Origin of the sequence: Halonotius pteroides, assembly GCF_003605635.1 — an archaeon.
Classification (GTDB): Archaea; Halobacteriota; Halobacteria; order Halobacteriales; family Haloferacaceae; genus Halonotius; species Halonotius pteroides.
Genome location: NZ_QMDW01000011.1, coordinates 74,107 through 93,796, shown reverse-complemented (window position 1 = coordinate 93,796; position 19,690 = coordinate 74,107). Strand labels below are relative to the sequence as shown.

Genomic DNA, 19,690 nt, shown 5'->3' with positions numbered 1-19,690 from the left:
CTCAGTCGTCGGCGACCTGCCCCAACAGTTCGAGATCTGGGTCAGCCGCACGGCTGGCTGTCGAGCGATTCGTTGTCGGATCCTTCTCAACCGTGATGAGTTCGTCGGCCGCGCCGACGAGTTCGTCGTCGTGGCTGACGATCAGGATCTGCCGGACGCCGAAGCCGCGCATCTCCTCGACAAGGTCGACCAGTCGGCCGACGTGGCCGGCATCGAGGAAGACGGTCGGCTCATCGAGAATGAGCGGCGGCGTTGGGGCCGCGCCCTCGATGCCCTCGGCGAGGAGGCGGTAGATCGCACACCGGAGGCTGAGGTTGAACAGCGCGCGCTCGCCGCCAGATAGCTGGCCGGGTTCCAGCGGCTGGCCGTCCTTTTGATAGACGGTGAGATCGTACTCGTTGTCCAACTCGATGCGCGCGTAGGCGTCGTTGCCGTAGACGAGATCGAACGTCTCGTTGAGCATGCGTTCGAGGCTTTCGACGTTGCGGCGGCGGAGTTCAGCCCGGAGGTCGCCGTACATCGTCTCGATGGCCTCGGTTTCGCCGTGGACTGATTCGAGGCGGTCGACGCGTTCAGCGATTGCCTCGCGTTCCTCCCGGAGGCTTTCGAGCTGTTCGATGTCGGCGGTGACGCCACCGATGGCGTTCTGGAGTTCGTCGCGTCGTTCCCGCAGGTCGGCGAGTTCGGGTTCGACATCCTCGAGATACTGTTCGGCGTTTGCCTTTCGCTCGCGGGCGGTTTCAACGCGGTCGTCCTCAAAGGCATCCAGCAGGTCGGCGCGCTGCTCGCGTTTGTCGGCCAGCCATTCGCGGCGTTCCTCGTTGCGCTCGGCGAGCGTCTCGCGCTGCTCGGTGAGATCCTCGATCCGGGTTTCGAGCTCATCGATCGCTTCGCGCGTTGTATCGAGACTGTCGAGGCGGTCGAGGGCGTCGCTGACCGTCTCGCGGTCGTCGGTTTTGGCCTCGATTCTCTCGCGGGTCGCTGTGGCGTCGTCGGCTTTCGCGTCGGCTGCCTCACGGCGGTCGGCCGCCTCGTCGCGTTTCTCGGTTGCCGTCTCCCGTTCCGTGGCTGCCTGCTCACGTTTCTCGGCTGCGGTCTCGCGATGGGTTTCGATCCGTTCGGTGAGTCGCTCGCGTTCGTTGTCGATCTCGGCGATGCGGGCTTCGATCTCGACCAGTCGCTCGGCGGTGTCAATCCGCTCGTCGAGTGTGTCTCGTCCGGCTTCTAGTTTTTCGATGTCGGCTTCCAGTTTCTCGACGCGCTCGCGTTTTGCGTCGAGATCATCGACGTGGGGGGCGTCCTCAACCGGCTGGCCACAGGTCGGGCAGTTGCCCTCCGCGAGCAGGTCTTCGGCCTCGGCGACAGCCTCGCGGGCGGTTTCGAGGCGCGTTCGTGTCTCGGCGAGTTCCTCGCCGCGTTGCTGCCGCTCGGCTTGGAGTTCCTCACGATGAATGTTGGCCTCCCCGATCTCGATATCCGGCTCGGCGGCGTCGAATCGCTCGACTAACTCCTCGCGTTCGTCATCAATCTCGTCGCGCTCGGCCTCGCACTCCTCGGCGCTGGCGTCGGCCTCCTCGACTTCGCGTGTGAGCGTATCAGCGCGCTCCGCAGCATCGTCAGCCTGTGTGTCAACTTCGTCGGCGGACTCCCGGAGGTTGTCAGCCTGATTCTCGTAGCCGGTCGCCTCAACTCGGAGGTCAGCGATTTCGTCACCAAGCCTCTCGTGGCGATCCGTGAGCGTCTCGCGGCGGTTGGCGATGGCCTCCGCGGTCGCCTCGGTGAGTTCGGTCTCAGCAAGTTTGTCATCGAGTTCGGTTTCGAGCTCGCCCCGCTGTTTGATGGCTTCGCGGCGTTTCTCACCGAGATCGTCACGTTCGGCTGCTGTCTCACTGATCTCGGTTTCTAACCCGTCAATTTCGGTCTCCAGCTCCTCGATCTCGGCTTGCTGTTCCTCGTATTCGTCGAGCACCGACTGAGCGTCCGCTAGTGTCTCTTTGGCCTGTTCGCGCTGGGCCTCATAGTGGTCGATCTCGTCGTCAACCTCGTCGCGCTTTGTTTCAAGCTCGTTGAGTGTCGCATGGAGGTTCTGTTCCTCTTTCGTCTCGATCTGCTCGTCGATGGTTTCCAACGAGCCACGGGCGTTCTGTAGGAGGTCGGTGACCGCCAGCCGCGCCTCACCCGCCCGATCCCGATAGGTCTCCAAGACCCCCAACTGTAGGAGGTCGTCGATCATATCCTGTCGCTGGCTCGGGCTGGCGTTGATGAGCTTGTTCACCTCACCCTGCCGGACGTAGGCGCAGTTGACGAACGCCTCACTATCCATCCGCAACAGGTCGGTGACAAACTCCCGAACCGCTCGCGCGCCGTCCCGGCTGATTGGTTCACCGCTACCGTCGTCGCCCTCAAGGACGCATTTCCGGGTGCTGACGCGGTCGCCGCTGCGGCGGAGTTGGCGCTCGATACGATAGTCGACGCCGTCGTGAGTAAACCAGAGTTCGACGGCGGCCGCCTCCTCGCTGTTGCTGATCACATCGTCGAGTGTGCCTGGCAGGGCTTTCGAGCCGTAAAGCGCGAAGAAACAGGCCTCAAGTAGTGAGGACTTGCCGCTGCCGTTGAGCCCGTGGATCACGGTGACGCCGTCGGTAAGTTCGACATCGGCGTCGCTGTAGGGCTTGAAGTTCGAGAGGCGAAGGCGATCGAATCTCATAGGAAATCCTCCATCGTCGAGAGTTCGCCATCATCAGTGTCGCTCTCCGCGTTGTCACCCTCGTCGCGGTCAACAGCGTCAGGGGCGTCGTCGCGGTCAACAGCGTCAGGGGCGTCGTCGCGGTCAACAGCGTCGTCAACGTCACCTTCGGCATCGGCGACCGCGTCGCTGGCGGCTGCGTCGTCGGCATCACTGTCGGATTCGTCGGTTGCCTCGGAACTGTCGCTGTTGTCTCGCTCGGGCGGTGCTAACGCGGCAGGGTCGTTTTCGATCTGGTCTGTGAGCCGACTTTTTACTGTCTCTCGGAGGTTGGTGTCCGCGATGTCGGGCGACCGAACGGCATCGTCGATGTCGAGGGCCGCAGCCGACAGGCCCAACTCCTCGATTCGCTCGTCAACGGCGGCATCGGGATCGGCGAAACTCACCGAGAGTTCAGTTTCGGTTTCGATCTCGCGGCGGTCGGTGACCCGGGCGATCAGCGCGCCGGTATCGAGCGCAACGGATTCGATCTCGCCGGGGGTGACAGCCCCACCGTCACCGGTGATCTCGACGATGACGACAGCATCAGCGAGGTCGTGCTGGCCGACCCTCTCGCGGACACGCTCGGCACCTTCGCCGGGTTCGAGATCGACGGTCACAAAGACGAACTCGCGGGTCGGCAGCGACTTCCGACGGATGTCAACGCCCGCGGGGGCAGGGTCGTCGGCGTCGAACTGAACGATGTTGTAGCCGCGCTCGTCCGTCTCGCTCGCACTCGCCCGCTCGGTCGATCCACAGTAGGTCACCCACACGTCGTCGACGCGTTCGATTCCGGGCGCGTGGTTGTCGCCGAGCAGGACAGCGTCGAAATCGATGGTCGACTCCGCAAGAACGGTCTCGGTCTCCCAGTTGGCGTGTGCGAAGGGGGTGAAGAGACCGTGGCCGACGAGGACGTGGTGGGCTGGCTCGATGTCAAGGTCGCTGTCGGAGGGGCGGGTGAAATCATAGTCAAGATCGTCACGTCTGGATTTGGGAACGTGATCGAGACCATAGAAGGCCGTAGAGCCGATGGCGATCGGGTCGTTGCCGAGTCGGGTGGCAAACCCAAGACGTTCGAAGAGATCGAGCCACTGGCCGCCGCGGGTCGACTCGTGGTTGCCCACGACCGCAAGAAACGGAACTCCAGCGGCGTTGAGTTCACGGAGGGCCGACAGCGTCCCCATCAGATCGGGAAGGTCGGGTCGGCGGTCGTGAAACAGATCCCCTGCGTGGACGACGGCATCGACATCCATCTCGATGGCGTCGTCGATGACGGTCTCGAAGGCCGCAAGGAAGTCCGCCCGCCGCTCCGGCGAGTGGTACTGTTGGTAGCCGATATGGGTGTCGCCAGTGTGTAGCACCCGTGTCATTGCCATCCTGTTGTTGCCGGGGTGGTATATCGGTTCCGCGAACGTGAGTGGGAACGACTGGCAGGCGAGCGGAGCCTGTGATGGATCGACGTAGAGGCCGCTCAGCAGAGCTGGGCGAACGGTGAACACCGGGTAGTAACGAAAACAACGGAGACAAACGCAGACAGAGGATCCGTTCGACAGCAGGCCCCGTTAGATCGTCAGGCTGTAGATCCGTTTGCGAGCATCAGAGAAGGAAAACCGGGAGTCGACGACGCCGGCGTCCTCCAAGCGGTTGAGTGCGTACCGAACTGTCCGCGGCGGCAACAGCGTCTCGTCGGCAAGCTCACTTTGTGTCAGCGTGTCGTTGTAATCAAGCACCTTGGCGACAAGTTTCGCACTCGGCGGCAGGTCACGGACGGCGTCCCATCCATCAGCTGGGTCATCAGTCGAAACGGTCTCGTGTGTGCTCATGCTGAGAGGTACTCGTCAATGCTGTATGATAATACTTGCTATAATTCGATATTATCTATGGACATTATCACGGCAGGCAGGACAACGACCCGAAGCCTCTTATTCCCGACAGCCGTACAAAAAATGATGAGCGACACCGCGGACGACGTCGAATTTCCATACGATGAGACGGCGTCCAGACAGGAAAAAATCGAATCGCTACAGGAGCGACTCGGCGTGATCGAATCCCAAAACGAGGAGATGCGGGACAAGCTCCTCGATGCCAACGCCGAGAACAACAAGTACAAACAGAAGTTAGAACGGCTGACACACGAAAACAAGAAACTCAAGCAGTCGCCGCTGTTTGTCGCCACCGTCCAAGAGATCACCCCCGATGGCGTCGTGATCAAACAGCACGGCAACAATCAAGAGGCACTCACGGAGGTCACCGACGAGCTCCGAGAGAAGATCGAGCCCGATTCGCGCGTCGCGGTCAACAACTCGTTGTCGATCGTCAAGCGACTCGACGACGAAACGGATGTTCGCGCACGCGTCATGCAGGTCGACCACAGCCCCGACGTGACCTACGCCGATATCGGCGGCCTCGACGAGCAGATGCAGGAGGTCAGAGAAACCGTCGAGATGCCGCTTGATCGGCCGGAGATGTTCGGCCAGGTTGGGATCAACCCACCGTCAGGCGTTCTCCTGCACGGGCCGCCGGGCACGGGCAAAACGATGTTGGCAAAGGCCGTCGCCAACCAGACCGACGCCTCCTTCATCAAGATGGCCGGCTCCGAACTCGTTCATAAGTTCATCGGCGAGGGCGCGAAACTCGTTCGTGATCTCTTCGAGGTTGCTCGGGAAAACGAGCCAGCCGTCATCTTCATCGACGAGATCGACGCCATCGCCTCGAAACGGACGGACTCAAAAACCTCCGGCGACGCCGAGGTGCAACGGACGATGATGCAGCTGCTCTCGGAGATGGATGGCTTCGACGAGCGCGGCGAGGTGCGGCTGATCGCGGCGACCAACCGCTTCGATATGCTGGATGAGGCGATTCTTCGCCCTGGACGGTTTGATCGGCTCATTGAGGTGCCGAAACCCAACAACGAGGGGCGAGAACTCATCTTCCAGATCCACACCCGCGATATGAACGTCGCCGACGATGTCGACTTCGCGGAGCTTGCTGAACTCGCCGGCGACGCTTCCGGAGCCGATATCAAAGCCGTCTGTACCGAAGCCGGCATGTTCGCCATCCGGGATGATCGCACCGAGATCGCCCGCGATGACTTCGTAGACGCCTGGGAGAAGATTCAGCTTGAATCAACCGACGACACCGGCAACTCACTGGCGTTCGCCTAGCGGACGCTGACCGCTGTTTTTCCCTAGTTCGAATCACTCAACACCCTGCCGATCCACCTATTGGTATGGGCAGCACACTTGATTCAACCGATACACAGACGCTGGAAGTTATCGACCGGCTGTATGACACCTATCCAAACCTCGAAATCTCGCTTAACTTTTCGAGTCGACTTGAACTGTTGATCGCGGTGATCCTTTCGGCACAGTGTACCGACGAACGCGTGAACACAGTCACCGACGACCTCTTTGCAAAGTACGACGGCCCGGCCGACTACGCGAACGCCGACCAAGAGGAACTTGCCGCAGATCTCAACTCGGTGACCTACTACAACAACAAGGCGAGCTACATCCGGTCGGCCTGCCAAACTATCATCGACGACCACGACGGCGACGTGCCGGATACAATGGACGAGCTGACCGAACTGTCGGGTGTCGGACGAAAGACCGCCAACGTTGTTCTTCAGCACGGCCACGAGATTGTCGAGGGCGTCGTCGTCGACACCCATGTCCAACGGCTCTCACGGCGACTCGGCATCACCGAGGAGGAACGGCCGGAAGCGATCGAAGCGGAGCTGATGGAGTTGGTGCCGGAAGACGACTGGCAGTGGTACACCCACCTGTTGATCAGCCACGGCCGAGAAACCTGTACCGCGATCAACCCTGACTGCGAGGAGTGCGTCTTGGAGGATATCTGTCCGTCATCGACGGTTGACAGCGATGTTGACCTGGCATCCAACGAAGCGTGGTAGGCGAAACGACTGAAGCAGGGCAGCAACCGACCGATTAGAGCCAATACCGCAATACATACCGATACAGCCCAATGCCCCACGCAAGAAACCAGAAGATCACGTAGCCAAAGACGCCGATCCGGAGGCGGCCACGCCAGGCGCTCATATTCTCATGGAGATCGTTGAGACCGACGTCCTGATCGGGGTTCCGGTAGAGATCAGCCTCGCGTTTCGCCTGAAAGATCCGAACGATCCCTGTCAGCGCGAAAACCAACATCGCATACGCCTGCAACCCAAGGACGGCATGTAGCGCTGAAAGCCCACCCAACTGATCCAACAGCCGGGGCATCATCCATGTTACCATCGGCACCGTCGTCAGCGTCAGGCCGACGGTGATGAACTTGAGATGATAGATGAGCACGTCCCAGGTGACCGTCTCGCTGTCGAGCATGATCCAGGCCCCGTACAGAAAGAAGGGGAGACTCGCCGTCACCGACAGGGAGGTCAGCGTTGCGATCGTCGCATCGGCAACCATCATCGGGGGTTGGGGCTACGACGGTATAACGGGCCCGGACGCGGTCGGGAGTCGGAAAGTGCTTTACCCCGGCCAACCCTATTCTACGGTATGGATTCCTCAGCCGACGGCGACAGCACGACGCCGACGAGCGAGGAGCCCGCCGAGGACACACCGGCGGGAACAGCAGCCAACAACGAGGAAACAGCCGACAACGCGAAAGCAGAAACAGACACAGCGGACGCAACCGACAACGACGAGGAGTTGGACGAACTTCGCGCAACGGTTGAGGAAAAGTACGATTTCGACGAGTTCGGGCCGGCAGAGATGGCCCAGATGAGCGGCGACGAGTGGGAGGCCGCCTTCGACCCCGAGACATGGATCACCGGCAAACGGTTGCTTGATCGGGTCGAATCAGATCTCAAATCAAAGATCGCCGCCCGAGAGATCTTCGCGGTTGTCGAACGAGACGACAGCCAGCTTGTGGTCTACGCCGATACCGGCTACGCCGTGGTGTCGGCCGACGGCACCGTCGACGGTGAAGGCGGCGTTCGGCGCGATGTTGAGCCGGTGGTTGCGATGTGTTCGATGGACGAGTACGAGGTTTCTGAACCGCCGGCGAACTACGAGTTGCCAGCAGCCGACCAGGTGCCCGAACAGACCGGCGAGTTCGGCAATCTGATGATACAGCTCATCGCCGGCGGCCAAGTTATCGGCGGCAGTGCCCTCCTTGGGGCGTTCATTCTCCGACTCGTCGAAACGGTCGTCGCGCCGGTCGTCGGTGGGCTGTTCCTGATCGTCGGCATCGGGCTGTTTGCCCTCGTCGCCAACGCGCGGCTTTCTGATCGGTTCCGCGCCGAGCAGTACCGCAGCCGACTCCGCGCCGTCGAAGCCGGCGGCATCGATCGACCGGAGATCGAGGGCGACGATGGGACGACTACCGACGGGCGTGAGCCCGCCCAGCGGGCCGACACCCACGAGACAGAGGCTTCGTGATCGGTCGGCTCTCAGGGGTGTAGCGGTGGGTTTAAGCCCGCTGCGTATCCATTATTTGCTGTATGAAACGGCGGGAACTACTCAGGACAGCGGGCGGGGCGACCGCCGCCGCCACGGCCGCCACCGCGAGCAGCGGAATGGCCACGGCTCAGGAGGTACAACCCGAGCTGAGCCACATCTCAGACGCTGATGGCGGCTATGAGGATCACCGCGGCGAAAGTGAGGTCACCGTCGAAGTTGGTGCCAGCGGCAACGGTGGCAATCTCGCTTTTGGCCCTGCGGGGATCTGGATCGATCCCGGAACAACAGTTATCTGGGAATGGACCGGCGACGGTGGCGGTCACAACGTACAGACCGTCGATGGGCCAGCCGGCCTCGCAAGCGAAACGGTCAGCGAAGCCGGCTTCACCTACGAGTTCACCTTCACCGAGGAACACACAGGCATCACGAACTACGAGTGTGTGCCCCACTCCTCGCTCGGCATGCTCGGGGCGGTCGCCGTCGGCGAGGGTGTGCCGACCGTTGAGGTCGGCGGCGGGGGCGGCGGTGGCTGGCCGACCGAACTCGAAGCGTTCGCCCACGACGTTGGCGTTCCGATCCAGAAACACTACGTCGGCATCGTCAGCTTCCTTGGCATCGCGGTGAGCCTCGTGTTCACCTTCTATGTGCTGAAGTACGGCGAGTCGCCGAACACCGGACAGGGTGGTGTCTAATGTCGTCATCCGGATCCACATACGGCGATATCCACCGGTATGAGCCCGCCAGAGAATCGACGGCGGCGGCGATCGCCATTGTCGTGCTAACGGTGATTGAGGTCGTCTTCGTGTTCATGTTCGTCTTTGCGCTCGTCTCCGGATGGGCGGGCACGGAGTTTGGCAACATGTTCGTCGGCGCGATCTTAGGGTTGCTTCTCCTTGATCTGGCCTTTATCCTCGCGTTGTACCGCAAGGAGTTCCTCCCGGACGTAATGATCGTCAAGAAGCGCCGCCGGAAGTGGGAGGATCTCTATATCGATAGCGACGATGTCGACGGCGTCTCGCTGACCGACGGCGAGCAGGTCTGGGATACGCTGAAACGAGCGGTCTACCCCTACTACAAACGATAACCAATGAGCTTAGAGAAACAAGACGACTTCGACCATCGCACGTGGCTCAAGCGGAAGGATCTGACGCCGATCGAAACGGTCTTTCTGACCGCGTTGATCTACATCGACAAACGGCTCCGTATCGTCGATTATCTTGAGCTACTGGAGGATGCTTACTACAAGGTTAACCTCCAGATGCCAAAGAGCCACACCGAACAGTACGATCTCGACAACAAGTTCTGGTACTGGTACCCGTTGTACTCCTTAGGGTTCTTCTCAGTACTGGCCTACATCGTCGCCGCCGTCTCGGGGGCGTTACTTGGGTTCTACTACTCCCCGTCGGCGGCCGGCGAGCCGACAGTCGCCTACCAGTCGGTGAAGATGATCATGCAGGACGTACAGTTCGGCTACGCCTTGCGGAGCATCCACCGCTGGGCCGCTCAGATCATGATGGCGGCGGTGTTCCTCCACATGCTGCGGGTGTATTTCACCGGCTCCTACAAGGAACCGCGTGAGCTGAACTGGCTGCTCGGCATCATCCTGATCAGCCTCTCGATGGTCTTCGGCTACACCGGCTACCTACTGCCGTGGAACCAGCTTGCCTTCTGGGCCGGCCAGATCGGCGTCGAGATGGCGCTTGCGACCCCGATTGTCGGCGAGTGGGGCGCGCAGTTGTTGTTCGGTGGCTTCACGCTGGGACAGGCAACGCTTGTAAGAATGTACATCCTGCACGTGTTCATCCTGCCGTTCGTGGTGACCTCACTGATCGCGCTCCACGTCGGCATCGTCTGGGTGCAGGGCATCGCAGAACCACACTAAGACAATGAGCGACACAGACGACACCAACGAGACACGCACTGACGGCGGCGAGACTGCCACCGACGGCGGTGAGACCGGCATCGTCGCTCCGGACGACGAAACACCAACCTGGCAGGAACGAAAAACGCGTAAATCAGGGCTCTCACAGCTCACCTACGAGTACTTTGAACGGGCTCGGCGTGAGGATCAGGAGCTCCGCCAGCAATCAGACTACGTCGAACGCGACGTGTTGGGCTTCCCGACATGGCCACACGAGATCATCCGTAATCTCTCGATCTCGCTGTTTTTCGTCGGGATCATGATCCTGATCGCGGCAGCGTTGCCGCCGAGTCTTGAGCTGCCGGCCAACCCGAGTTCGACACCGAGTATCATCCTGCCGGATTGGTATCTCTACTGGTCGTTCGGCCTGCTGAAGCTCAACCCGCTGAACCCTGGGCTGGCCGTTCTCGATGGCTCGAAGCTGATCTCAGATCAGCTTTACGGCGTGCTGGCAAACGTCGTCGTCGTCGGCGCGGTCGCCTTCCTCCCGTTCCTCAACAAGGGGAGTGCCCGGCGGCCGGTCGAACAGCCGTTTTGGGCCGCGATCGGGGCCGGCGGCGCGTTCTTCTCGATCACGATCGCCGCGATCGCCGTCCAGAACCTGATCCCGCTTCCGCTGGCACTGCAGCTTAACATCGCCTTTATCGGCCCGGTCGTCCTCGGTGTGATGACCTACGCGCTGCTGAAGACGCTGCGTGAGGGATACATGTACGGCCTCAATCGGCGGTACTACATGCTGCGGCCACCAAATTGACATCCTCACCCGCGTAAACGCGGGGTGAATCCCGAGCGTTGGGATATTAGGGTTTGCAGACTCCCTGTTCTCTCGTGTTGAACGACCCGCTCTCGCGGTCGAACAGGTAGACTCCGGGCTGTGCCAAACAGCCGTTACTCATATCCCTTGTTGGGGGACTCTGAGTTATCTTTCGACGGATATTCACTGCACCATTCACGTCTGCGTTCATTGTCGTTTCGCACGAATCACAGACGTACAACCCACGCTCAACTCGGTTGCTATCGCGGATTTGCCCGCAACATGAACACGTCTTACTGGTGTTTTCTTCATCCGTTCGCGTCACTAGTATCCCGTATTCTTCGGCCTTGTACTCCAACAGGTCGGTGAATTGGGCAAACTCCCATCCGTGCAACTTCTTGTTGCCTGCTTGCCCCCAGTTGCGGGCCTCTCCGCTGTCGTCTTCACGAATATCACTCAGATTGCCCACGGCTATCTCACCGACACCTGCCGCAACACACCGTTCGACAATGTGTTTCGAGAGTGTATGCAAGAAGTGATCTTTCCGGCGTGAAAGCTTCCGACGAGCGTTCAACGCACGGTCTGAGGGGCCATTAGAACCCTCAGTTTGATACTCATCTTGGGAGAAATAGTGTTTGTCTTCTTTGAGTGTATTCCCCGGATATAGCTCACTTCCACCGTTTTCGTAGTCAATGGCGAGGTAGTTGCTAATCCCGAGGTCGATCCCAGCTATGTTATCACCGGGGGCGTCCTCAATGGGGATTTGCTCGTTGCAGACAATGTGGATTTCCCAGCGGTCACCGTTCCAAACGGCTCGCACCTGCTGGATGTTCTCAACGGTTAGGTCGGGGCGTGTCTCGTATTCGACAAGGATGAAATCTGATCGACTATCCTTCAGGTTGAAGCCTTTTGACAGTCGGATCTGCCCGTGTTTTGCGTCGTGCCTGATACCTTTCTTTTTCCATGTGATCGTTGAGCGTGGGTGGTCGTCACCACGTTTTCGGTATCCCGGTGGGTTGTTGCCGTCGTCGGAATTGTACCATCCGGTGAACGCCTCAGCAAGCTCTTCAAGAACTCGCTGACTTGAGTGTGAGTGAAGGTCATTATAGCGTTCGTGTTCTTTCAATTCCGATTTTAGCTCATCTTCCTCAGGAATTTCACCAGTTTCGTCCCATTGTTTTTGGATGTAGTAGCGGCCTACATTCCAGAGTTTGGCGACACTGAATCCACAAGCGTCGAGATCGTCCCGAACCTGTTGGTAATTCGTGATTTTGGCGACGTATGTGCGGGTTGTGTCCAGCATCAAGCTGCATAATACGTTATGTGAGTTTGTATACTAAAAATACCGGTTGAATAGCCGGCCATGCTATCGTGGTGTGGATGTGGCTCGCTCATGTCGGTTTCATCACCCGCCTGTTCGTTGTTCGGTTCCAACCGTGCCGGTCGTAACGCTCGTTCCTCACGGTAAGGCGGGTGTATTCACCCTGGCTTTCGATAACGCCGCATAAATATAGCCCGCCGTCGTTTGTGTTGTATGGACGATTCATTCCCCGACAGCGACGAGTCGTCGCCAACGGGGTCAGCTGACGCGGCAACCGGGCGACGGGATATCGTTGTTCCGATCCGGCTGTATAAGACGATCACCGTCTTTTCAACGTTGATCGCAACCGCGTGTATTCTGGGTGGGTTTATTTTCATCGACGCGGCGACGCTTCAGGTGAGTGTGCTACGACGGCTGTTGCTGCGTGGGCTAGCAGTCGTCGGCGTCGGCGTCGATCAAGAGCTGTTCAGTGGGGTGTTGGCGATCGCTGGGCTGAGCCTGATGGCGGCCGGAACCGGCGTGTTCGTCCTCAGCAGCCGGTTTCGGGCTCCGGGAATGGGAAACGCTCAAGAGGATTCCGACGAAATCTAAACTATGGCCGACGAGTTCATCAAAGGGTTCGGCATTCTAACCGGGGCTGGACTGCTCTGGATGACGCTGGCGGGCTGGTATCAGACGCCAAGTTTCTTTATGACCAACCAGCTGATCGCGCCGCCACCGGAGCCGGGGAATGTGTTTGATGCGATCTCGATCTTCCTGATCGACGTGTTCCTCTGGACGGCCCTGTTGGGGGCGTTTGCGTTTTGGATCCTGATCCCCGCCGGCAAGGAGTTGGCGGCAGCGATCGAGGAACGCGGCGAATCGAGCTAAGAACAGATCAGGCGACAGAGATCACAGTATATCGGCGTCAATATCATAACGACTGGTTGGTGTTGAGAACTGCCAACTCTGTTAGTCGTCGGTATCCGTGCTGTCGGACGGCAGCTGTCGAGTCCATCCGTTCCGTCGTATTTTCGCCCGTTTGCGGTGGAGTGAAACCGGATCAGACTGGGTCTCTGACTCCCGGCCAAGCCCATCGAAGGGATCACCCGCCGTGTCGATAAGCACACGCTCAAGGAAGTCATTGTACGATTCATCCGTGCGACGACAGCAGTCGAGTACCAGTTTCACGTGACTGCTCACGCTGATCTGTGTGTGGGAAGTCGACATACGGACTAGTTGTTTTACTAATGGGTCTTAATTATTAGGGAGGATACACCCAGAGTGACAGTTGGCGGAAAAACAGAGTGTGACAGGGGTTGTTGACACGATCCGTTTCGAACCGCTTGGAGAAGGAGATGAGGATAGTTGCATTAGTATCACCTACCACCGGCGTAAACGCCGGGGTTTGTCAGTGGACTCCCGGTCTACCCGCGTGAAGCGGTGGGCGTTAAATCGCCGCTCCCGTTCAGTGTCCCTGACTTTAGAGCGAGGTGATTGGTCGCTCCTCCAAGATCAGACTTACGCCGATCTTGGAGATACTTCATCGCTATATTCCGTGCTGCATTGTAGTCGCTGTGTAGCTCCTTGCTGCATTTCTGGCATTTGAACACGTCGCCATCCCGGTTTTGCTTGTGTGTAAAGCCACACTCGGAATGGCTACACTGTTGACTGGTGTAAGCCGGGTTCACCACTTCGACGGTGATCCCTTCGGCTTTGCCCTTGTAGGTGATTTGTCGGCCTAACTCCCGAAACGCCCACTGTTGAAATTTACTAGCGTTTGAGATACGGTCGCGGATCTGTTCTAAATCCTCCAGCACGATGGTATCGCAGTCGTTGGCGACGGCTTCGGATACTACCCGTTTCGACACTTGATGCAAATAATCCTCACTCCAGTTAGCGAACCGGTCGCCAATTGATTGAATTGTGAGGTGTGCCGACCGCGTGCCTTGCTGTTGGAGGTTGCCACGCCGCCGTTCGTATTCACCGCGTTTGTGATTGAATAGGTCGGCGTTTCCGATGAACGCACCGGAGCTAGTCACAGCGAGATACCCGTCCACGTTTCTATCAACACCAAGGACTGTTTGGCCCCCGGCTTCTGACGATACCTCTTCGCGTTCTTTGACAACTGAAACGTGAAGATAATAGATATCTGTTTGTGTATCGTAACGGAGTTTCGCCCCTTGTTTCTCCCATTCATCTGACTCCATGTAGTCGGCTTGGATGGAGTCGTCGGGATAGACGCATTCGGCTTTCACACGACCGCTACCGTAGGCGGCAAGCGTACAATACCCGTTAAAGTAGCTGATGGCGTTGGTATTGTAGACGGTCGTGTTAGAGGTGAACACTGGCTTGGAAACTGGGTCGTCATTCTCGCCGTCCTTTATTTGCTCAACAGCACCACGCAGTGCTGCGGAGGCATGGTTCGCGGCTCCGACGCAGAGGTCAGAGTGTAAGCCAGTATCGTCCCGAATATCGTCGTAGACAAGAGATTGAACGCGAGATCGAGATGTGATTACGTACCCGTCGTCGTTGCCCTCCCAGCCGCGATTGACGAACCGCTGGGCGGCATCCCTGAAGGTGTCCATTGTTTGCTTCAGGTCGCCCCGTCGGTCGTCGGGAACAGAGAGTTTGACGACAGCGGTACGATTAATCTCCATCTACATATTACATGTGGTACTACGTATTTATACGTGTTTGTGAGTCGGTCAGCACAATGCAGTTCGGTTAAATAGTTCTCATGGCGCGATTCCCGCCCGGCCTGAAGGCCGGGACTCCCTCGCTGAGTAGGTGGCGTCATGAAAACTGAGGGCAGCCTTTGTGAGATAGAGGTTTTTCTCGGCAGTCTGCCACGTGGTGTGATCATCCCAGCCGTCCGTATCGTCCGGATCGAGCACTCCTGCAAGCTCTGTTGGCGATTCAACGCCGTAGGTATCTCGGAACTCCTGAACTGTCGTTTTGAGCGTTTTGAGTTCTGAGAGGAGCTCCCGTTCGTCATACGCCGCCTGGAGCTTGAGGACTTGCCGATAGATGTACATCTGGTCATGACGTTTATATAGTGAGCCCTGTCCAGCATCGACGGCCTCAACGATGCCGAGATCAACCAGATCAGTGAGTGTACCACGGACGACTGGCTCGCTTGCTCGTGCTCGCGTTGCGATTTCAGCGGCTGGGGTCGGCTCGTCGATCCGTTGGACGACCGCTCGGACTCGGTCTCGGGCGGTTGTTTCGTCTGTCCACGCTGCTACTGCCGCGGCGTTTACGTCGTCGTACTCAGCTGGGGGTGTGACATCCATAGATGTACTCCTAGTGTGCTGGTATAGGTGGGAGAATCCACTCTCTACGAGTAACTAATATATTCTTTGTGTTCCCGATATATCTTTCGGAAGGGCAGATCCTGCGTCGCTCGGTATCGGGAGTTGGGACGCAGTGCTGGGGTAGCACTGTAGAGTCGATTTATATGAGCAGAATGGTTAGTCTAACTCTGCGTGTGCTGCAGCTCAACGGTCAAAAAAGTAACTTTCACAGAGATGAGCCGGATACCACGGGGCTTGACCCCGTGGAGGAAGCCGACATCCAATGACTCAAATCATAGTACAGTATCGGTCGTGGGTTGCTGAGTAACCGATATGTACAAACAATTGGCCCGTATAAAGTTTAATATGGCCACTGCTGAGTATCGGATCGTCTCCGGTTCAGAATCGGAGTTGCACAAGGAGCCACATCTTCCGGACAGTCGTGTTACAGTACGAGAGATTCACGACCGGGTCGAAACACGTGGTTGTAGTCCGGCGACAGTTGCGAACCGATTTTCGCTCGATATCGCGTCAGTGTATGAGGCGCTCGCGTACTATCATGCAAACCCAGAGATAATGATGCGGGTAGAACGCCGACATGACAAAGCAGCTGCGTTGGCCGACAAGAAATCATCACTTCACCCGCCAACTGCCGAGTAGATGGTGTACCGCCTGCTCTGCGATGAGAATGTCGAACACGAGATCGGGTTTCGACTCGAAAACTACGGCCACGACATCGAACACGTTGATTTCGTGCAGTCACTTGGAAAGGGTATCTCCGACGGACGGATCGCGGAGTACTCAATCAGCGAGAATCGGCTGATTGTGACATACGACGACGACTTTGTGATTGATTTTGATGGCGACAGCTACCAAGCCGTGTTGTATATTCCAGATCTATCACTCTCACCAGCGACGGTTGCAGATGTGATCCACGAAATGTCGGTCTACTATGAGCAATCCGAAATCTCCGGTGTTGAATCAGTGACGACAGAGTGGCTGTAATCTATCAGAACGCACCCATCAAGCCCCGTGGCATCCGTCTTGTAACGTTGTAAATGGCGTCAGTACCGCCTGCTGCAGCTCTGTGGTCGAAAAAGAATAGAAAATGAGGGGCCGGCGTGCAGCCGGTAGTTAGAGGTGAAACCCAGATGGGCGTCAGCGCGTCAGATCAGTTCTGACGGCGGACGGCCAGCAGGGCAGCACCGATGAGGGCGACAAGGGCGACGACTGCACCGAAGCCGGGCGTGCCGTCGTCGGTGGAGCCACCGTCGTCAGCGGAGCCGCCGTCGGTGGACTCGTTGGTCTCACCGTCGTCGGCAGGTTCGGACTCACCGTCGTCCATATCCTCGCCGTCATCAGCGGTCTCGTTCGTTCCTTCGTCCTCGTCGGCAGGCTCGTCCTCGCCCGTGTCGACGGACTCAACGATGACACCGTCGGCGGTGTCAGTGCTGGAGCCAGCAACCTGGTAGACGAGTTCGAACTCGTCACCGACTTCCTGATCGCTCAGGTCGAAGGTAGTCGTCACCGAGCCGTCCTCAGTGACATTCAGATCGTTGCCAATGCGGAACGACGAGGAGGCGTTGGTCGATGCGACGCGGAGCGTTGCATCTGAACCGGGTGCCACGTTCGTCGATCCGGAGATCTCCGCACTGTCGCTGGCGGCCGCCTCAACAACCTGATCGCTGTTCAGGTTGTCAAAGACGATCGACCGCGGCGAGAGTTCGAAGTTTGCACTGTTGCTGATGGTTTCACCCTGCTGCAGGTACGGGTAGTTCTGGAATGAATTACCCTGGAAGCTGTATGGATCCTTACTGTCTGCGAACTCGAAGCGGTCATCTTCGTTGTCCGCGTCGTACTCCATGAGCACATCGAAGGTGGTCTCTTCGTCCGGCGCGTCACCGTTGACGAAGGCATCGTCGGAGCTCGTGTCAACAACAACAAAGAACTGACCGTTCTCCTCGTCGAGGACGACGAAGACATCGGAGTCAGTTACCGAGCCTCCGTTGTCCTGACCTTGGAGAGCGACTTCGAGTGCACCTTGGTTTCCGGTTGCGTCACCGGCTTCGGCCTCGAAGGTGATCTGGGTGTCAATCTCCTCGTCGATGTTGTAGAGCACGTTGCTCGACATCCCGTCTTCAAGTCGGTCGAAGTCAGTGTTGAGGTTGCCCTCACCGTCTGGGCCGGCAACCATCGAACCGTAGATACCGGTGGCCTCAACCTGAATGATCGTTTGATCATCAATCGCGATGTCAGTGCTCGGAGTTGCTTTCTCAACGAGGTCAGCAACGTTATCCTCGTCGTCGGCGTCTTCCTCAGGTGCCTTGTGGACGGTGATGTCACCGATCTCAGGCTGGGTTAGCTCGAGTACCTTGCTACCGAGTTCATCATTGGCCTCGCCGCCAGGGTCAGCATCGAAGACCCCGTCGTCGACGCTCGTCGTTCCAGCAGCGATGACACTGTAATCAGTCGGCTGGAGCGGACGTATAAGCTGGTCGGTCGGGCCCTCACCGGCACTAGCATCAATAATTTCTAGCTCATCGAGGTACTGTGTGAAGTCGTTCCCGTTGTCACCAATCGGGGTTCCATCGTCATCATAAAGTCCAACTGCTGGGTGAGTCTCGACACCATTGTCTGAGTGAACCTCACTCTCAAATGTGTCAACGTTGTCCGTATCGTATACATCATTGACACCTGCGCTGGTACCGAGGAGTCGCGTATTGATTTCGATGTTGACGGGTTCGTCCTCGTCGTCAACTTCGACGTACATCACGTCGACGAAGTCGGACTCCTCATCACCGAACTGGAGGTACGTGTCGTCGGTATCCTCAATTGTGAAATTGAATTCGGCGATGTCACCGGCTGCGGACTGATCGACGCCACCAACGAAGTCAACGGCCTCGTTAGCCTCAGTGACCTCAATCGAGTCGGTTGCGACTGCCGTCGAGTCAGTACCGGTGAAGGTGAACTCGTATGACTCGGCGTCGATACCGTCGAAGTCAGCGTTGTAGGTGTCGTCGTCAGTGATACCAGCATCAGCGAGGTCGGCTTGTTCGGTCACACCACTGTTATCTCGAACAATACCGATCTCGTCGAAGTCGGTTTCACCGTCGTCATCCTCGCGCGTGTACGCGAGATCAACGTTGTCGTTCGGTGCAACGAAGATGTTGGTCAGGTCTTCCGTATCGAGGTCGCCCTGTGCGTGGATCGTGATCGGGTAGGAACCACGGTTGGAGTCGAACTCGAAGTCAGTGTCGATGGAGTTGACACCGTCGTTGGTTCGATCATCAACATCGAACTCGGCGGTGAGACTCTGCTCGTTGACGCTGAACGTATCATCGTTGCGTGCGAGAATATCTTGCGTGCTCGGGAGGCTAGGGACACCGGTCAGGAAGTAGTCACCGCTCGACAGGTCTTCCGTATCGATGTTGACAACATCATTGTCATTGACGGTAAGCTGTTGTGACAGCTGCGTGTTACCGTCCTCTGCTCCGAAGGACTGGACGTTACGGAGCTGCACCGAGGAGCCAGCCTCACCAGTAAGCGTCACATCGAGCTCTTGGCCTTGGTAGTAGGCCGTACCGTCGAGATCAGCCGGGGTGGCTTCGACATCGGCGATGTCGTCATCGTATTCGCCATCCGGGATGGCCGGAGTGACTGAGCTGCTGTCGCCGGTGTCACCGTCGCCAGTGTCACCGTCGCCAGTGTCAGAATCACTCACGGTGAACTCAACCGGTGTGGTTGAGGTTGCCTCGTTGCCGAGGTCGGCAAAGATGTCAACTGAGTAGTCACCTGATGCGACATCATCGCCGACCGTCACAGAGACAGTCTTTGTCGCTGATTCGCCTGGTGCAGGGGCGTCGAGACCGAGTCCTGCATCTTCTGCAGTTACCCCGCTGGGCTCATCCTGAACACGGACATCAACGACGGTCGCATCGCTACTGCCTGTGTTCTCAACGGTGACATCAATGTCGAATGTGTCACCAGGTGAGACATTGTCTAAGTTGGCGTCTGTACTTGTTGATATGCTCGCTTCCTGTGCAGCCGCCGCGCCTGCAAATGCTGCAGACGCCGCGACCATGGACAGAACCATAATCGCTGACAGGAACACGGCACGCCCCTGTTCACGATATGATGTTGATTGTGTCATGTTTGATTTGATGTGTAATCTATCGAGGAGTCCTAATCACTGCGCCAGAGATAGGTAGTGAACGTGACAACAGTGACTGAATCCTTCGATAGAGTGCAATCCTTGATTCCGATGCGTCTGG

At 58.1% G+C, this 19,690-nt stretch carries 20 protein-coding genes; 11 read left to right on the top strand and 9 right to left on the bottom strand.

Going from position 1 to position 19,690, the window contains the following annotated elements:
• Position 1: 1 nt before the first annotated feature.
• From rad50 to DP106_RS09330, 3 genes are all read right to left on the bottom strand, one after another.
• Positions 2-2,707: a DNA double-strand break repair ATPase Rad50 gene (gene rad50, locus DP106_RS09340; protein WP_120084887.1), complete on the bottom strand. Its 2,706-nt coding sequence runs from the start codon at positions 2,705-2,707 to the stop codon at positions 2-4.
• Positions 2,704-4,095 carry a DNA double-strand break repair protein Mre11 gene (mre11, locus tag DP106_RS09335; protein ID WP_120084885.1) on the bottom strand — a complete coding sequence of 464 codons (1,392 nt, stop codon included), beginning with the start codon at positions 4,093-4,095 and terminating at the stop codon, positions 2,704-2,706. The genes rad50 and mre11 overlap by 4 nt, the downstream gene beginning before the upstream one ends.
• Positions 4,096-4,287: 192 nt before the next feature.
• Entirely contained in the window at positions 4,288-4,548 is a 261-nt protein-coding gene (locus DP106_RS09330) for a MarR family transcriptional regulator (RefSeq protein ID WP_120084884.1), read from the bottom strand.
• A gap of 126 nt (positions 4,549-4,674) precedes the next feature.
• Between DP106_RS09330 and pan1 the strand changes: the two genes are divergently transcribed.
• A complete protein-coding gene (gene pan1 / locus DP106_RS09325; RefSeq protein WP_120084900.1) occupies positions 4,675-5,889 on the top strand; it encodes a proteasome-activating nucleotidase Pan1 in 1,215 nt (404 codons plus the stop codon).
• A gap of 65 nt (positions 5,890-5,954) precedes the next feature.
• Positions 5,955-6,638: an endonuclease III gene (gene nth / locus DP106_RS09320; RefSeq protein ID WP_120084883.1), complete on the top strand. Its 684-nt coding sequence runs from the start codon at positions 5,955-5,957 to the stop codon at positions 6,636-6,638.
• A 34-nt stretch (positions 6,639-6,672) separates the two neighbouring features.
• Here nth and DP106_RS09315 read toward each other — a convergent pair whose 3' ends face one another.
• Complete coding sequence (locus DP106_RS09315) at positions 6,673-7,152, bottom strand: DUF7321 family protein (protein WP_120084899.1); 480 nt, start codon at positions 7,150-7,152, stop codon at positions 6,673-6,675.
• Between the two features lie 90 nt (positions 7,153-7,242).
• Between DP106_RS09315 and DP106_RS09310 the strand changes: the two genes are divergently transcribed.
• The 5 genes from DP106_RS09310 (at position 7,243) to DP106_RS09290 (ending at position 10,823) form a co-directional block, all read left to right on the top strand.
• Positions 7,243-8,127, top strand: a complete 885-nt coding sequence (locus DP106_RS09310; protein ID WP_120084882.1) for a DUF7319 domain-containing protein — start codon at positions 7,243-7,245, stop codon at positions 8,125-8,127.
• 62 nt (positions 8,128-8,189) lie between these two features.
• Complete coding sequence (locus tag DP106_RS09305) at positions 8,190-8,840, top strand: halocyanin domain-containing protein (RefSeq protein ID WP_120084881.1); 651 nt, start codon at positions 8,190-8,192, stop codon at positions 8,838-8,840.
• Positions 8,840-9,232 carry a DUF7318 family protein gene (locus DP106_RS09300; RefSeq protein ID WP_120084880.1) on the top strand — a complete coding sequence of 131 codons (393 nt, stop codon included), beginning with the start codon at positions 8,840-8,842 and terminating at the stop codon, positions 9,230-9,232. The genes DP106_RS09305 and DP106_RS09300 overlap by 1 nt, the downstream gene beginning before the upstream one ends.
• A gap of 3 nt (positions 9,233-9,235) precedes the next feature.
• The gene (locus tag DP106_RS09295; RefSeq protein WP_120084878.1) at positions 9,236-10,030 is read left to right on the top strand and encodes a cytochrome b; all 795 of its coding nucleotides are present in this window, start codon (positions 9,236-9,238) and stop codon (positions 10,028-10,030) included.
• Between the two features lie 4 nt (positions 10,031-10,034).
• Positions 10,035-10,823, top strand: coding sequence for a cytochrome b family protein (locus tag DP106_RS09290; protein WP_120084877.1), 789 nt, complete (start codon positions 10,035-10,037; stop codon positions 10,821-10,823).
• 46 nt (positions 10,824-10,869) lie between these two features.
• On the opposite strand, the gene DP106_RS09285 is transcribed toward DP106_RS09290, so the two are convergent.
• The gene (locus DP106_RS09285) at positions 10,870-12,126 is read right to left on the bottom strand and encodes an RNA-guided endonuclease InsQ/TnpB family protein (RefSeq protein ID WP_120084876.1); all 1,257 of its coding nucleotides are present in this window, start codon (positions 12,124-12,126) and stop codon (positions 10,870-10,872) included.
• Between the two features lie 231 nt (positions 12,127-12,357).
• Here DP106_RS09285 and DP106_RS09280 point away from each other — a divergent pair, with 231 nt between their 5' ends.
• On the top strand, positions 12,358-12,735 hold the full coding sequence (locus DP106_RS09280; protein WP_120084874.1) for a DUF7315 family membrane protein: 378 nt from the start codon (positions 12,358-12,360) through the stop codon (positions 12,733-12,735).
• Between the two features lie 3 nt (positions 12,736-12,738).
• Entirely contained in the window at positions 12,739-13,014 is a 276-nt protein-coding gene (locus DP106_RS09275) for a DUF7314 family protein (RefSeq protein ID WP_120084873.1), read from the top strand.
• An 81-nt stretch (positions 13,015-13,095) separates the two neighbouring features.
• On the opposite strand, the gene DP106_RS09270 is transcribed toward DP106_RS09275, so the two are convergent.
• From DP106_RS09270 to DP106_RS09260, 3 genes are all read right to left on the bottom strand, one after another.
• A complete protein-coding gene (locus DP106_RS09270) occupies positions 13,096-13,353 on the bottom strand; it encodes a hypothetical protein (protein WP_120084872.1) in 258 nt (85 codons plus the stop codon).
• A gap of 197 nt (positions 13,354-13,550) precedes the next feature.
• The gene (locus DP106_RS09265) at positions 13,551-14,783 is read right to left on the bottom strand and encodes an RNA-guided endonuclease InsQ/TnpB family protein (protein WP_120084870.1); all 1,233 of its coding nucleotides are present in this window, start codon (positions 14,781-14,783) and stop codon (positions 13,551-13,553) included.
• A gap of 78 nt (positions 14,784-14,861) precedes the next feature.
• A complete protein-coding gene (locus DP106_RS09260) occupies positions 14,862-15,419 on the bottom strand; it encodes a DUF7342 family protein (RefSeq protein WP_120084869.1) in 558 nt (185 codons plus the stop codon).
• A gap of 366 nt (positions 15,420-15,785) precedes the next feature.
• Here DP106_RS09260 and DP106_RS09255 point away from each other — a divergent pair, with 366 nt between their 5' ends.
• Together DP106_RS09255 and DP106_RS09250 are read left to right on the top strand one after the other, a co-directional pair.
• Positions 15,786-16,079 (top strand): DUF433 domain-containing protein, encoded by a 294-nt coding sequence (locus DP106_RS09255; RefSeq protein ID WP_120084868.1) that lies wholly within the window; start codon positions 15,786-15,788, stop codon positions 16,077-16,079.
• A complete protein-coding gene (locus DP106_RS09250) occupies positions 16,080-16,424 on the top strand; it encodes a DUF5615 family PIN-like protein (RefSeq protein WP_120084866.1) in 345 nt (114 codons plus the stop codon).
• A gap of 166 nt (positions 16,425-16,590) precedes the next feature.
• On the opposite strand, the gene DP106_RS16245 is transcribed toward DP106_RS09250, so the two are convergent.
• Positions 16,591-19,500 carry a BGTF surface domain-containing protein gene (locus tag DP106_RS16245; protein ID WP_240625382.1) on the bottom strand — a complete coding sequence of 970 codons (2,910 nt, stop codon included), beginning with the start codon at positions 19,498-19,500 and terminating at the stop codon, positions 16,591-16,593.
• Between the last annotated feature and the right edge of the window lie 190 nt (positions 19,501-19,690).

What these genes read in the sequence shown, in the direction of transcription:
- rad50 (WP_120084887.1), bottom strand. Translation starts at nt 2,707, where the DNA reads ATGAGATTCGATCGCCTTCGCCTCTCGAACTTCAAGCCCTACAGCGAC.
- mre11 (WP_120084885.1), bottom strand. Translation starts at nt 4,095, where the DNA reads ATGACACGGGTGCTACACACTGGCGACACCCATATCGGCTACCAACAG.
- DP106_RS09330 (WP_120084884.1), bottom strand. Translation starts at nt 4,548, where the DNA reads ATGAGCACACACGAGACCGTTTCGACTGATGACCCAGCTGATGGATGG.
- pan1 (WP_120084900.1), top strand. Translation starts at nt 4,675, where the DNA reads ATGAGCGACACCGCGGACGACGTCGAATTTCCATACGATGAGACGGCG.
- nth (WP_120084883.1), top strand. Translation starts at nt 5,955, where the DNA reads ATGGGCAGCACACTTGATTCAACCGATACACAGACGCTGGAAGTTATC.
- DP106_RS09315 (WP_120084899.1), bottom strand. Translation starts at nt 7,152, where the DNA reads ATGGTTGCCGATGCGACGATCGCAACGCTGACCTCCCTGTCGGTGACG.
- DP106_RS09310 (WP_120084882.1), top strand. Translation starts at nt 7,243, where the DNA reads ATGGATTCCTCAGCCGACGGCGACAGCACGACGCCGACGAGCGAGGAG.
- DP106_RS09305 (WP_120084881.1), top strand. Translation starts at nt 8,190, where the DNA reads ATGAAACGGCGGGAACTACTCAGGACAGCGGGCGGGGCGACCGCCGCC.
- DP106_RS09300 (WP_120084880.1), top strand. Translation starts at nt 8,840, where the DNA reads ATGTCGTCATCCGGATCCACATACGGCGATATCCACCGGTATGAGCCC.
- DP106_RS09295 (WP_120084878.1), top strand. Translation starts at nt 9,236, where the DNA reads ATGAGCTTAGAGAAACAAGACGACTTCGACCATCGCACGTGGCTCAAG.
- DP106_RS09290 (WP_120084877.1), top strand. Translation starts at nt 10,035, where the DNA reads ATGAGCGACACAGACGACACCAACGAGACACGCACTGACGGCGGCGAG.
- DP106_RS09285 (WP_120084876.1), bottom strand. Translation starts at nt 12,126, where the DNA reads ATGCTGGACACAACCCGCACATACGTCGCCAAAATCACGAATTACCAA.
- DP106_RS09280 (WP_120084874.1), top strand. Translation starts at nt 12,358, where the DNA reads ATGGACGATTCATTCCCCGACAGCGACGAGTCGTCGCCAACGGGGTCA.
- DP106_RS09275 (WP_120084873.1), top strand. Translation starts at nt 12,739, where the DNA reads ATGGCCGACGAGTTCATCAAAGGGTTCGGCATTCTAACCGGGGCTGGA.
- DP106_RS09270 (WP_120084872.1), bottom strand. Translation starts at nt 13,353, where the DNA reads ATGTCGACTTCCCACACACAGATCAGCGTGAGCAGTCACGTGAAACTG.
- DP106_RS09265 (WP_120084870.1), bottom strand. Translation starts at nt 14,783, where the DNA reads ATGGAGATTAATCGTACCGCTGTCGTCAAACTCTCTGTTCCCGACGAC.
- DP106_RS09260 (WP_120084869.1), bottom strand. Translation starts at nt 15,419, where the DNA reads ATGGATGTCACACCCCCAGCTGAGTACGACGACGTAAACGCCGCGGCA.
- DP106_RS09255 (WP_120084868.1), top strand. Translation starts at nt 15,786, where the DNA reads ATGGCCACTGCTGAGTATCGGATCGTCTCCGGTTCAGAATCGGAGTTG.
- DP106_RS09250 (WP_120084866.1), top strand. Translation starts at nt 16,080, where the DNA reads ATGGTGTACCGCCTGCTCTGCGATGAGAATGTCGAACACGAGATCGGG.
- DP106_RS16245 (WP_240625382.1), bottom strand. Translation starts at nt 19,500, where the DNA reads ATGGTCGCGGCGTCTGCAGCATTTGCAGGCGCGGCGGCTGCACAGGAA.